We start from the raw sequence: 13,083 nt of genomic DNA on the forward strand, positions 1-13,083 counted from the left end.
ATGGGAGCGACGCCGTTCAAGCTGGCAATTGTTGCTGGTGAGGTTTCCGGAGACAATCTCGGCGCGGACCTGATCACCGCCCTCAAGCGGCGTCTGGACAGACCTGTGGAACTCGTCGGGGTTGGCGGACCCGCAATGATTGAACGGGGACTGGAGTCCATTTTTGATTTCCAGGAACTCTCGATCATCGGCTACAGCGCCGTTCTCTCCAGCTTGCCACGGCTCGCCATGCGCATACGGTCAACGACCGCCGCCATCGTCGCGGCGCGCCCCGATGTGCTTGTCATTATCGACAGTCCTGCCTTCACTCACAGGGTGGCAGCGGCTGTTCGCAAACGGTTGCCCAACCTTCCCATCGTTAATTACGTCTGCCCGACCGTTTGGGCCTGGAAGCCGGAACGGGCGCAGGCCATGACAGCGTATGTTGACCACGTTCTTGCGGTCTATCCATTCGAGAAGGAATTTCTCGCTGAACTTGGCGGGCCGCCGCTGACCTATGTCGGCCACAGGTTGGCCGGTGACTCCTCGCTTTTGGCCATCGCCTCAGAGCAGGTCGGAAGACGAAATCGGGCAGAGAGCGGGACTGTGTCCGGCGATGAGGAGGAAAAGATCTGCCTTATCCTGCCTGGTTCAAGAAAAGGCGAGGTCCGTTCGCTTATGCCTGATCTGGAGCGCTGCGCAGAAATACTGGCGGCGCGCAACAAAAACATCCGCTTTGTCATTCCGACCTTGCCGCGCATTGCCGATGAAATCGAGCGGCAGACGAAAGGGTGGAGCACGTCGCCTGAAGTGGTGGTTCATACAGAAGCGAAGAACTCAGCCCTTGCGCGCGCCGATGCGGCGATCGCAGCTTCCGGAACCGTGCTCCTGGAGCTTGCGCTTGCCGGTATTCCTTGCGTTTCCATTTACAGGCTCGACGGAGTTGCCCGACTGATGATTAATCGGGTCACAGCATGGACTGCTGCATTGCCGAACTTCATAGCCGACTATCCAGTGGTCAATGAATATATCAATGAAAGCCTCCGGCCGGGTTTGATTGCGCGCAGGATCGAGCGTCTCATCGACAATACGATTGAGAGAAACCAGATGCTTCGGGACTTCGATCTGGTGCGCGAGAAGATGCAAACCGAGCGGCCATCGGCGGACCTGGCCGCCGAGGTTGTCTGTGATCTGGTAAATGGTAAAAATCAGGGAAGCGCCTGATAGACCGCCGTCCGCATCTCGTCCGCAAGCGGATATCTCGAGCCGAGATATTGCGTCATGACGACGCCCACCATTTTCTCGTCCGGGTCGTTCCAGTGGAAAGTGCCTGCGGCGCCTGACCAGCCGCATTCCTTCAGCCCAGTCAGACCCAGGGCGTTCATCGGATCAGCCATGACGCGGCCGGCGAGCGTGAAACCGTAGCCGGGCAGGGGAATGGGTCCGATGGAAAGCGGCATCTGGCGTGCGGGAATACGGTTTGTCCACATCATGTCGACCATGTGCCGCGACAGGAGCGTGTCTCCGGAAGGGTTCACGCCCGACATGAGGAACTCGCCAATCAGCGCGTAATCGTCAGCGGTCGAATAGAGCCCGTAACCGCCGCGCGCGAAGTTCGCATCGTCAACAGGATAATGCGGCGAAACATCCACCGGGGTAAGCTGTTGCGGTCCACCGGGAAAGTCCAACAATCCGTCGAGATCTTCGCAACCGAAAACCGGCATTAGGCGATTGCGATTGTCTTCCGGCACAGCGAAACCGGTATCGGACAGGTCCAGCGGCTTGAGTATCCTGTCAGCAACGATTTCCTGTAACGGTTTTCCCTCGACGATTTCGATGATGCGCGCCACGACGTCGGTCGCTACCGAATAGCGCCATTCGCTGCCGGGTTCAAAAGCAAGCGGCAGGCTCGCAATAGTGTCGATCATCTCCTTGAGCGGTGGCGCAGAGGCGCCGAGGCCAGCCTCACGATAGCGTTGGGCGGCGGCGCAACCCGGCAGGAAACCATAGGTCAGTCCGGACCTGTGGGTAAGAAGGTGTTCAAGCAGCATCACCCGTTTCGCAGGATGCAAGGCGCCGTCCGGTTCTATGATGTTCATTGTTGCAAAATCAGGCAGGTAGTTCGCTACAGGATCGTAGAGTCGGAGTTTGCCTTCCTCGATCAGCATCAATGCGATAGACGAAATTACCGGCTTCGTCATGGAGTACAGCCTGTAGATTGCTTTATCGGGAACCTTGACGCCGTTGAGGGGATCCGCTTGGCCGGCACTTCCGCGAATCCACTCCTGACCGTTGATACGCACCAGCCATTCTATCGATGGATAGGCGCCCATCTCGATATAGCGTTGGGCGACCTCCCGCACACGGTCTGTTCTCACACTCATCTGTAGTTCTCCTCGCTGAACCGCAATCCGATGTCTTTTAACGACGCAGACGGAGCGTCCGCAACAAGGATTGCGGACGCTCGCAAGAAAGGTCGGCGCGCGGACTATCCGGGCAGGCTACGAGCCTGTGTGTCAGCTAGCGAGTTGCTCCAGCGGCGGACAGGTGCAAACAAGATTGCGGTCGCCATAGACATTGTCGACACGAGACACCGGCGGCCAGTATTTGAAGGCGAACTGATCGGCGCCGGCGGGCGCAACTGCGAGCTGACGATCATAGTCGTGAGTCCATTCACTAACCAAGGCCCCTTGAGCCGTATGGGGCGCGTTGACAAGCGGATTGTCCTCGCGACTCCATTCCTGACCTTCGATCTTGCCGATTTCACCGCGAATGGACAGCATGGCGTCGCAGAACCGGTCGAGTTCGGCAAGCGGTTCGGATTCGGTCGGTTCAATCATAAGGGTGCCCGCCACTGGCCATGACATGGTCGGAGCATGGAAGCCGTAGTCGATCAAACGCTTCGCGACATCTTCGACGCTTACGCCCGCGCTGTCCTTGAAAGGGCGAGTGTCGACGATGCATTCGTGGGCTACTCTTCCACGCTTGCCGCGATATAGAACCTTGTATCCGTCATCCAGCCTTTTCGCGATGTAGTTCGCCGACAGGATCGCTGTCTCGGCCGCCGATTTCAGTCCTTCGGCGCCCATCATGCGGATATACATCCACGAAATGGGAAGTATGGAAGCGCTGCCGTAACGCGTCGCCGCAACGGCGCCGCTCTCGGAGTTGAGGGGATCGCCTGGAAGAAAAGGAACAAGATGTTCAGCGACGCCGATCGGCCCGATCCCTGGTCCTCCGCCGCCATGCGGTATGCAGAACGTCTTGTGCAAGTTCATGTGGCAGACATCGGCGCCGATATCGCAGGGCCGCGCGAGGCCGGTCATTGCATTCAGATTGGCGCCGTCGAAATAGACCTGTCCGCCATGAGCGTGAACGATATCGCAGATATCCCTGACGCTTTCCTCGAATACGCCGTGGGTCGATGGATAGGTGATCATCAACGCAGCCAGATTGTCAGAAAACTGATCTGCTTTCGACTTCAGGTCGTCAAGGTCGATATCCCCGTCGTCTGTGCATTTGACGACGACAATCCGCATGCCGGCCATGGAAGCGCTGGCGGGGTTCGTTCCGTGTGCGGAGGAGGGGATAAGGCATATGTCTCTGTGATCCTCGCCACGAGACTGGTGATATTTGCTAATGGCGAGGAGCCCGGCGAATTCTCCCTGGCTGCCGGCATTGGGCTGCAAGGACACTTTCGCAAAGCCGGTGATCTCCGATAGCCACCGGTCGAGATCGTCGACCATGGCGCGGTATCCCTCGACATGCCGATCGGGCGCAAATGGATGTATGTTGGCGACTTTTTCCCAACTGACTGGCATCATTTCAGCTGCGGCGTTGAGCTTCATCGTGCAGGAGCCAAGGGGAATCATCGCCCTGTCGAGCGCGAGATCCTTGTCTGCGAGTTTGCGCAAATAGCGCATCATATCTGTTTCGGAACGGATCGCGTGAAAGATCGGCTGTGTCAGCCATGGCTGACTACGCAGGGCGTTAGGCAAGCGGGATTTGGAGCTCTCAATGGTCGTGCATCCAAATACCTGGCATAGCGCATCAAGATCGCGGTCGCTGCTCGTTTCATCGAAGGCTACAGAGACGTGATCAGCATCAACGAAGCGCAGCAGGTAGCCGTGTTCTTCCGCCGCATCGCACAGGGCTTGCGCCTTGCCCGGCGCGTGCACGGTGACAGTGTCGAAAAACGTTGCGCCGTATAGCGCGTAACCAGCTGCAGTCACGGATTCGGCAAAGCGGCCGGCCATTGAGACGGCGTGCCGGGCGATCGTCTGCAGTCCGTCCGGACCATGCCAGATGGCGAATGCAGCGGCGATATTCGCCAGCAGCGCCTGGGCTGTACAGATATTGGAGGTGGCCTTGTCGCGTCGAATATGCTGTTCGCGCGTTTGGAGCGCGAGGCGATAGGCGGGACGGCCCGCAGTATCGACGGATTCGCCGACAAGTCGGCCCGGCATAAGTCGCGTCAGTTTTTCCGTCACCGCGATATAGGCGGCGTGGGGGCCGCCGAAGCCCATGGGCACGCCAAAACGTTGCGCGGACCCGATCACGATGTCGGCGCCCCAGTGTCCGGGCGGATCAAGCAAGGTCAGGGCAAGCGGATCTGTTGCAACAATCACAACCACATCCATGTCCCTGGCCTGTTTGATGAATTCGCCGACATCGTCGAAACAGCCCAGCGTGTCTGGCCACGAGATGATCACCGCCGCCATGTCCTCGGAGATTGCGCCATCGACGATTTCCACTCCGTGCGGCGCCATCCGGGTTTCCAGCACTGTGCGTGATTGCGGATGCAGGCGGTTGGCGACCGCAATCTTCTGGCGCTTCATGCGATGGTGTCTCCACGCGATTCCGGCCGCCTCCGCGACCGCAGTCGCCTCGTCGAGAAGCGATGCATTGGCGATCGGAAGCCCCGTCAGTTCGCTGACCAGCGTCTGAAAATTGAAGAGCATCTCCAATCTTCCCTGGCTGATCTCCGGCTGATATGGCGTATAGGCCGTATACCAGGCCGGATTTTCGAATAGATTGCGCTGGATAACCGGAGGCACATGGCACCCGTAATATCCCTGTCCGATTTTGCTCCGCGCGACAACGTTGCTTTCCAGCCGTGTTTTCAGTTCAAGAAGGGCGTCCTGTTCTGAAACGGGCGCGGGCAGGTTGAGCGCGCCCTTGAACCGAATGCTTTCCGGGATGGTCTGGCCAATCAAGGTCTCGACGGATGGAACGCCGATGGTCGCCAGCATTTTCCGTATGTCATTGTCGTCCGGACCGATATGTCGGGCCGCAAAACGGGTGTCTTTGGCGGGTGCGCCAGTCTTGGAAAGCATGTCTGTTTGGCTCCTTAAGCGACCGACGCCTTGTAGGCGTCAGCGTCCATCAGGTTTTCAAGTTGCGAGGCGTCGTCGATCCGCATGCGCACCAGCCAGCCATCGCCCTCCGCACCGGAATTGATCACCGCCGGTTCGCCAGACAGCGCTTCATTGACCGCAAGAATTTCTCCGCTTACCGGAGCATAGACGTCCGAAGCGGCCTTGACGGATTCGACAACGATAAAGGGGTCTTCCTTCGCAACCTTGCTACCGGATTCCGGCAGTTCGACAAAAACGATGTCGCCAAGCTGCTCCTGGGCGTAATCGGTGATGCCGACCACGGCCTCGTCGCCTTCCAGGCGAATCCATTCATGATCTTCCGTGTAATAGACTTTGCTCATTGCTCTTTTCCCCTTTTGTAATTGTGTGGAACGAATGGAAGTTTCTGAAGCGTGCAGGCGAGTTTTCGCCCGCGAACTTCGGCATAGACCGTGTCGCCGACAGCGTAGGCGCGGTCGACGCTGGCAATAGCGACGGGATGTCCGCAGGAAGGACCAAAGCCGCCCGAAGTGACAACGCCGATTTCAGAGGCCTCATTGCTGTCGCTGTCATAGAGCAACACGTCTCCCCGCACGGGCGCTTTGCCTTCGGGCGCCAATCCGCTTTTCTTTCGGTCAGCGCCAGCTTCGATGTATTCGGCGATCGCCTTGGCGCCGATATAGGCGCCGTCGGTCCGTAAATCCTTCGGAATGGCCCATACGAGGCCCGCCGATAGCGGATCCACGGTTTCATCCATATCCTGTCCATAGAGCGGCAGACCTGCTTCGATACGCAGACTGTCGCGCGCCCCAAGCCCGATCCATTCGACTTCCGGTTCCTTCGCGAGGTTTTCGGCGAACGCGATTGCGTCTGCGCCCGGATCGAATGCGATTTCGAAGCCGTCTTCTCCAGTATAGCCGGATCGGGACACAAACATCGACGCGTCGGTTACAAGCACCTGCATAAAGGTCAATGAACTGGATTCCGGAAGATGACGCGAAAGGACTTCCGCTGCTTTTGGCCCCTGCAGCGCAAGAAAGACGCGTGGTCTATGGCTCACTGATACGTCGAAATCCGCGGCGAGCGCATGAAGGTGCGCAAGATCCTTCTCGGCGCAGGCGCCGTTCGCAACGACGAGATAGCCGGTGTCCGAAAGGCGGCTGACGATAAGATCGTCGATGATGCCGCCTGTCTCGTTTAGCATGAAGGTGTAGCGTCCTGTGCCGATTGCCTGATCGCCCGCGTGATAAGGGCAGGCGTGGGCAATGAAGCGACCGGCGTCCGGGCCTTCGACCTCGATGTGCGACATGTGTGAAATGTCGAACAGGCCGGCGTCCGAACGCGTGTGCAGATGCTCTTTCATCACGCCGAGAGGATAAGAAATCGGCATGGAATAGCCCGCAAACGGGCCAAATCGGGCGGATGCCGCCTCATGCAAAGCTGATAGTGGTAGCGTTTTTGTCATTCTGACTCCGGACACAGTTGCACACCCCCATGCAGATGCATGGAACACGTGCCCCTCTGTCTGGAGCCTGAGAGACTTGCGCAACCGGATCTCTGTCGGCGGCGCTTACACCTTCGGCGCGGAACGGCAGTTCCGACTTTCCAGAGTGTCAATCATTCCACGGTCCTTTGGCCTGAGAGATTATGGGCATTTTCCCCTTCGGCGGCGCCGGCCAGCGGCGCTCTCTCCCGCGGATGATGCAAGACCGCCTTGCGACGATCTCTTGACGCTGCTTAAAGTAAAGCAGGAATCAGAGGATGTCATCCGCTGAGGGAAAGTTTCAACGAGAATCGTTGCGTATTTTGATCAATTCCTTGGCTATGAAACTGAAAAAGAGAGGAAAATTTCCTGCGCTCGCCGTTTTGGCGGCGGCTTTTCTCGTTGCAGTTCGAATCGTTACGGACACCCAGGCGGCATCCGGGCCCTTGAAACCGTACAAGGACGATCTCTTTGCCTATCCCGGCGTTCTGGAATTGCAGGACAATGGCGGCTTCATGAAAGTCGACTATCAGGAATTACGGGATATCAACAAAAGAGATCAAGTGCCGGAGCGCCGCGTGCAGCGCCGATATGTTTCGCTTAAACCCAATCGGCAGCAGCGAAAGTTCGATCTCAAGTCAGACGGTCAGACCCTGGAGACCTACGAGATCGGAAAAGCGTCGCGTGCGCGCTTCGCAGTGATCTTCGTGCACGGCAGGGGGGGAGACAGGCGGCTCGGCGTAAATGACTGGTCGTTTGGCGGCAATTTCAACAGGCTCAAAAATCTCGCCGTCAATAACGGCGGCGTTTATTACGCTCCGAGTTTTTCCGATTTTTCCGATGGCGGTTATCGGGATCTGTTGTCGCTGGTCGACCATATTGCAAAGACGTCTCCCAATGCGCCCATCGTGCTGGCATGTGGGTCCATGGGAAGTCAGCTTTGTTGGCGCGCCGCCCACGAAGCAGCACTGGCGCCAAGGCTTGCCGGCATGATCATCCTTGGAGGTCAGCGGGACGATCGATTCCTGCAAAGCGAGGCATTCCGCTATTCCAGGCCGCTACTGCTTGCCCATGGAAGCCAGGACAGCGTCTATCCCTGGCGGCAGCAGTATCAACTCTACGACAGGACGAAACAGGCAAGACCGGATTATCCCGTGCGCTTTGTTTTGTTCGAGACGGGCGGCCACGGCACGCCGATCCGGATGATAGATTGGCGCACCTCGCTGAACTGGATATTGTCACAGTCCTGACATTTAGCTCCGGACGGGTTTCGCAAATGGCCTTCACGCTCAAACAGTTGCAGTATTTTGTCGCGGTGGCCGAAAATGGCTCGGTCACGCGCGCCGCTCATTTGTTGTCGATATCGCAATCGGCCATAACGGAAGCTCTCAAGGAGCTTGAAGCCGATCTTGGCGTCACCTTGTTCGAGCGGCATTCTCGCGGCCTCAATATCACGCACAATGGTCATAATTTTCTGCGTCACGCGACAAGCATCCTGTCCGGGGTGGCGGACGCCCGTCGCGCCTTTTCCGAACCATCCGAAAGGATGAGCGGGCGTCTTAACCTGGGCGTTACCTCGCTTGTCGCCGGATATGTGCTTTCCGATCTCCTGTCGCGCTACCGACGCACCTATCCGGGCGTGGCGGTCAACGCGATCGAGGATACGGGCGAATATCTTGAACATCTGCTGATCGGCGGCGAACTCGACGTCGCCGTGATGGTGACGAGCAATCTGCGTGACCGGTCTGCGCTTCAGGCGGAGAATCTCGGCATCTCGTCCTACAAGCTCTGGCTGCCGCTTGGCCACGATCTCTCGACGGTGCAGAGCGTGAACCTTTCCGATCTGGCGGATGAGCCCCTGATTCTGCTGACGGTCGATGAAATCGAGGAAATGACCGGAAAACTGCTCGCTGTGCTTGGAAAACCACCCAATGTCGCTTTCAGGACCCGGTCGGTCGAGGCTGTCAGAAGCCTCGTGGCGACAGGGGCGGGCATCGCGCTGCTGCCGGAACTCATCTATCGCCCATGGTCGCTGGAAGGCGATCGCATTGAAGCCCGGGATGTATCCGCAAGCCTGCCGGTTGTGCAGGTTGGCGTCGTCTGGCGCAAGGGCGCTGAAATATCCGAGCCTGCGAAACGCTTCATCGCCAATTCCAAGACATATGGGCCGTTGCGTTAACGTGAGTGAATTCGGATATTCCGATATTACCATTCTGATCTTTGAATTTGTGAACTCTTGAGTCTGCATACATTCTGTATTTGCGGCGGCATGCGAGAGAATTGCAATTCAACCCCTGTTCGGGAGAGCAAGATGAAACAACGAATGAAACTGGGCATTCTGATTGCAGCGTCGACAGCGCTGACCACTCATCACGCATTAGGCGATATGTTGACCGAGATCGGACCTGCGGAGGGTCAGGTCAGTATCGTTGCCTGGCCCGGATATATCGAGCGTGGAGAAACCGACCCGGCGTTCGACTGGGTGACCAAGTTCGAGGAGAGTTCAGGCTGCAAGGTCAATATCAAGACAGCCAACACTTCCGATGAAATGGTCGCGCTCATGAATGAGGGCGGTTTTGACCTTGTGACGGCTTCCGGCGACGCGTCGCTTCGCCTGATCGCTGGAAAACGCGTTCAGGAAGTCAACCCGGATCTGATCCCGAGCTGGAGCAGGATCGACGACCGGCTGAAGGACGCGCCGTGGCACACGGTCGACGGCAAGCACTACGGAACGCCTTATATGTGGGGTCCGAACGTGCTCATGTATAACACGGAGGTTTTTCCGGAAGCTCCGACAAGCTGGAGCGTTGTCTTCGAAGAAACGACCCTGCCTGACGGCGCCTCGAACAAGGGCCGGGTGCAGGCCTATGACGGTCCGATCCATATCGCCGATGCAGCCAACTATCTGATGCATCACAATCCCGACCTTGGCATCAAGAGCCCCTATGAGCTCAACCAGGAACAGTACGAGGCTGCGCTCAATCTGCTTCGCCAGCAGCGCGAACTGGTCGCCCGCTACTGGCATGACGCCTTCATCCAGATCGACGACTTCAAGAACGAAGGCGTCGTCGCCTCCGGTTCCTGGCCATTCCAGGTCAACCTTCTGAACGGTGAGGGTGAGCCGATTGCTTCGACCTTCCCGGAAGAAGGCGTGACCGGCTGGGCAGACACCACTATGATGCATGCGGATGCGGAAAATCCGAATTGCGCCTACATGTGGATGGAGCACACCCTGACCTCGAATCTGCAGAGCGATCTTTCCGTCTGGTTCGGCGCCAATCCGAGTGTGCCTGACGCCTGCACGGACGGCAGCGGAATGCAGACTGCGGAAGGTTGCGCAACGAACGGTTTCGATGATTTCGAGAAGGTTGCTTTCTGGACCACGCCGGTTTCCCAGTGTGCGAGCCAGGATGAATGCGTGCCCTATTATCGTTGGGTCTCCGACTATATCGGCGTAATCGGCGGTCGCTGATTTCAGCAAATGACGATGGCCCGCCGCAAGGCGGGCCTCAGACGGGACAGGACGAATGCAGGTAGCGGTGAAGCTCTCGGGCATCTCGCGCCACTTCGGGGAAGTGCGCGCGGTCGACGAGGTCGATCTCGAAATAGCGGAAGGCGAATTCTTCGCCATGCTCGGACCTTCCGGTTCCGGCAAAACCACCTGTTTACGGATGATCGCAGGCTTTGATCATCCGTCTTCAGGCGAGATTTCCCTTTTCGGCCAGTCGGTAATCGGCGTTCCGCCATACCGCCGCAACGTCAACACCGTGTTCCAGGATTATGCGCTGTTTCCGCATCTGGACGTCGCCGCCAACGTCGCCTACGGGCTCATGATACGCGGCGTCGGCAAGGCGACGCGCATGCGGCAGGCCGAAGAGGCGCTTACGCTGGTCAGGCTTTCCGGATATGGAAAGCGCAAGCCGTCGCAATTGTCAGGCGGCCAACGGCAACGGGTGGCCCTTGCGAGGGCCTTGGTAAACAAGCCAAAAATCCTGCTGCTTGACGAACCTCTGGGCGCGCTTGACCTCAAGCTTCGCGAGCAGATGCAGGAGGAATTGAAGGAACTTCAGCGCTCGCTGGGCATCACTTTCGTGTTCGTGACACACGATCAGGGCGAAGCCCTTTCGATGGCCGACCGGATCGCGATTTTCAATCACGGCAAGCTGGTGCAGACGGGAACGCCGACGGATATCTATCACCATCCCCGCAATCTCTTTGTTGCGGATTTCGTCGGATCTTCGAACATCCTGCCGGCGTCGCTCGCCCTGAAGCTGAGTGGCCGTGACAGCCCGGCCAGCCTGCGGCCCGAGGCGATCCGGATTGTCGGGGAGGTCGGCTATCCGGCGACCGTGCTTGGCGAGAGCTTTCTCGGAGCGACCCGGCGACTGACTGTCAATATGGATGGAACGCGATTGAACATTCTTCTGCCCAACCAGGCGGATGCGCCGCCTGTTGGTCAAGAAATTCGCATTGCGTGGGATAACGCGCGCCTGCATCCGCTGGAGGAAGGGTGATGTCGGACATCATCATCCTCCGGTCATCGGGCTTTGGCGACCGCTTGTCGGACATGCTCTGGCGGCGACCGACTCTGCTGATCTGCCTGATGTTGGCGGCGCCCGTGCTGTGGCTCGGCGTCGTCTATGTCGGATCGCTGGTCGCCTTGCTCGTGCAGAGCTTTTTTTCGATCGATGAGTTCACCGGTCTGATCAAGCGGCAATTCACGCTGAAGACCTATCGAGAACTCTTCACCAGTCCCGCCAATCTCGACATCATACTGCGCACCGTACTGACGGCGGCCTGCGTTACGATCGCGTCGGCTATGATTGCGTTTCCGATCGCCTATTATGCGACCCGATATGCTCACGGCCGCTGGAAGGCGCTTTTTTATCTTGGCGTCATGCTGCCGCTCTGGTCGAGCTATCTCGTCAAGATCTACGCCTGGAAGCTTATCCTCGCGAAAGAGGGAATTCTGAGCTGGCTTCTCGACAAGCTTTATCTGAACTGGCTGCTGGAAGCCTATCTCTCGCTGCCTCTTCTCGGCGGCAATTCGCTTTCCGTGAGCTATACCGGCACTTTCATCGTCTTCGTCTATGTCTGGATGCCGTTCATGATCCTGCCGATCCAGGCGGCTCTCGAGCGCGTTCCGTCGAGCATGCTCGATGCATCGTCGGACCTCGGCGCACATCCTGCGCAAACCTTCCGGCATGTCCTGCTGCCGCTTGCGTTGCCCGGCGTGGTCGCCGGATCGATTTTCACATTTTCTCTGACGCTTGGAGACTACATCATTCCGCAGATCATCGGCTCGTCACGGCTGTTTATCGGTCAGGCGGTCTATGCGCATCAGGGAACAGCCGGAAACATACCGCTCGCCGCAGCTTTCACCGTCGTGCCGATCGTAATCATGGGCTTCTATCTGTGGATGGCCAAACGACAGGGGGCGTTCGATGCGCTCTGATCAGCAAAATCGTGCGCCTCTCGGCCTGAAGATCGCCGCGACCGCAGGCTTGCTGTTCCTGCATCTGCCGATCCTGCTCATCTTCGTCTATGCCTTTACCACCGAGGACAAGAGCTACCAGTGGCCGCCGCCCGGATTTACCCTCAAGTGGCTGGGCGTCACCTGGAACAGGCCTGACGTTTGGGAAGCGCTCTGGCTTTCCGTCAAGGTGGCGACGATTTCCACGATCATCGCACTGGTTCTGGGCACCTTGTGCGCGGCGGCTGTGGCGCGGACGAAGTTCTTCGGGCGCGAGACCATTTCTCTGCTGGTCATTCTGCCAATAGCGCTGCCTGGCATCATCACGGGCATATCGCTCCGATCCGCCTTCAACCTCATGGACATTCCGTTTTCGGTCTGGACCATTGTGCTCGGTCACGCCACGTTCTGCGTCGTCGTGGTCTACAACAATGCGGTGGCGCGGTTCAGGAGAACATCCGCTTCGCTGATCGAGGCCTCGATGGACCTCGGCGCCAACGGCTTTCAGACACTGCGCTACGTGGTGCTGCCGAACATCTCAACAGCGATGCTCGCCGGCGGCATGCTGGCTTTTGCGCTGAGCTTCGACGAGGTGATCGTCACCACATTCACGGCGGGACAACAGGCAACGTTGCCGATCTGGATGCTTGAAGAACTGGTTCGTCCGCGCCAGCGGCCAGTGACCAACGTCGTGGCCATGGTCGTGGTGCTTGTAACGTTTCTGCCGATACTGGCCGCCTATTATTTTACGCGAGACGGCGACAGCCCGGCCGGACATGGAAAATAGCGCA

At 58.1% G+C, this 13,083-nt stretch carries 11 protein-coding genes and 1 riboswitch; of the genes, 7 read left to right on the forward strand and 4 right to left on the reverse strand.

Annotated elements, in window-relative coordinates; genetic code table 11:
• Positions 1–1,203 (forward strand): lipid-A-disaccharide synthase, encoded by a 1,203-nt coding sequence (gene lpxB, locus AAFN47_RS01460; RefSeq protein WP_499807928.1) that lies wholly within the window; start codon positions 1–3, stop codon positions 1,201–1,203.
• Here the strand turns inward: lpxB and AAFN47_RS01465 are convergent.
• From AAFN47_RS01465 to gcvT, 4 genes are all read right to left on the reverse strand, one after another.
• Positions 1,188–2,363, reverse strand: coding sequence for a serine hydrolase domain-containing protein (locus AAFN47_RS01465; protein ID WP_499807414.1), 1,176 nt, complete (start codon positions 2,361–2,363; stop codon positions 1,188–1,190). The genes lpxB and AAFN47_RS01465 overlap by 16 nt on opposite strands.
• 132 nt (positions 2,364–2,495) lie before the next feature.
• Positions 2,496–5,315, reverse strand: a complete 2,820-nt coding sequence (gene gcvP / locus AAFN47_RS01470; RefSeq protein ID WP_499807415.1) for an aminomethyl-transferring glycine dehydrogenase — start codon at positions 5,313–5,315, stop codon at positions 2,496–2,498.
• A gap of 14 nt (positions 5,316–5,329) precedes the next feature.
• Positions 5,330–5,698 carry a glycine cleavage system protein GcvH gene (gcvH, locus tag AAFN47_RS01475; RefSeq protein ID WP_499807417.1) on the reverse strand — a complete coding sequence of 123 codons (369 nt, stop codon included), beginning with the start codon at positions 5,696–5,698 and terminating at the stop codon, positions 5,330–5,332.
• Positions 5,695–6,801 carry a glycine cleavage system aminomethyltransferase GcvT gene (gcvT, locus tag AAFN47_RS01480; RefSeq protein ID WP_499807418.1) on the reverse strand — a complete coding sequence of 369 codons (1,107 nt, stop codon included), beginning with the start codon at positions 6,799–6,801 and terminating at the stop codon, positions 5,695–5,697. Before gcvT ends, gcvH begins: the two co-directional genes overlap by 4 nt.
• A 150-nt stretch (positions 6,802–6,951) precedes the next feature.
• A riboswitch (glycine riboswitch) is annotated at positions 6,952–7,041 on the reverse strand.
• Between the two features lie 224 nt (positions 7,042–7,265).
• On the opposite strand from gcvT, the gene AAFN47_RS01485 reads away from it, so the two are divergent.
• The 6 genes from AAFN47_RS01485 to AAFN47_RS01510 all read left to right on the forward strand — a co-directional run bounded on the left by AAFN47_RS01485 (position 7,266) and on the right by AAFN47_RS01510 (position 13,079).
• Entirely contained in the window at positions 7,266–8,069 is an 804-nt protein-coding gene (locus tag AAFN47_RS01485) for an alpha/beta hydrolase (RefSeq protein ID WP_499807419.1), read from the forward strand.
• Between the two features lie 26 nt (positions 8,070–8,095).
• Positions 8,096–8,998, forward strand: a complete 903-nt coding sequence (locus AAFN47_RS01490; protein WP_499807929.1) for a LysR substrate-binding domain-containing protein — start codon at positions 8,096–8,098, stop codon at positions 8,996–8,998.
• A gap of 207 nt (positions 8,999–9,205) precedes the next feature.
• On the forward strand, positions 9,206–10,291 hold the full coding sequence (locus AAFN47_RS01495; protein WP_499807930.1) for an ABC transporter substrate-binding protein: 1,086 nt from the start codon (positions 9,206–9,208) through the stop codon (positions 10,289–10,291).
• Between the two features lie 55 nt (positions 10,292–10,346).
• Entirely contained in the window at positions 10,347–11,333 is a 987-nt protein-coding gene (locus AAFN47_RS01500; protein WP_499807420.1) for an ABC transporter ATP-binding protein, read from the forward strand.
• Complete coding sequence (locus AAFN47_RS01505) at positions 11,333–12,274, forward strand: ABC transporter permease (RefSeq protein ID WP_499807421.1); 942 nt, start codon at positions 11,333–11,335, stop codon at positions 12,272–12,274. The genes AAFN47_RS01500 and AAFN47_RS01505 overlap by 1 nt, the downstream gene beginning before the upstream one ends.
• Positions 12,264–13,079, forward strand: coding sequence for an ABC transporter permease (locus AAFN47_RS01510; protein WP_499807422.1), 816 nt, complete (start codon positions 12,264–12,266; stop codon positions 13,077–13,079). The genes AAFN47_RS01505 and AAFN47_RS01510 overlap by 11 nt, the downstream gene beginning before the upstream one ends.
• Positions 13,080–13,083 lie beyond the last annotated feature (4 nt).

The sequence above is a fragment of the Hoeflea sp. CAU 1731 genome, from assembly GCF_039888615.1.
Taxonomy (GTDB): Bacteria; Pseudomonadota; Alphaproteobacteria; order Rhizobiales; family Rhizobiaceae; genus Flavimaribacter.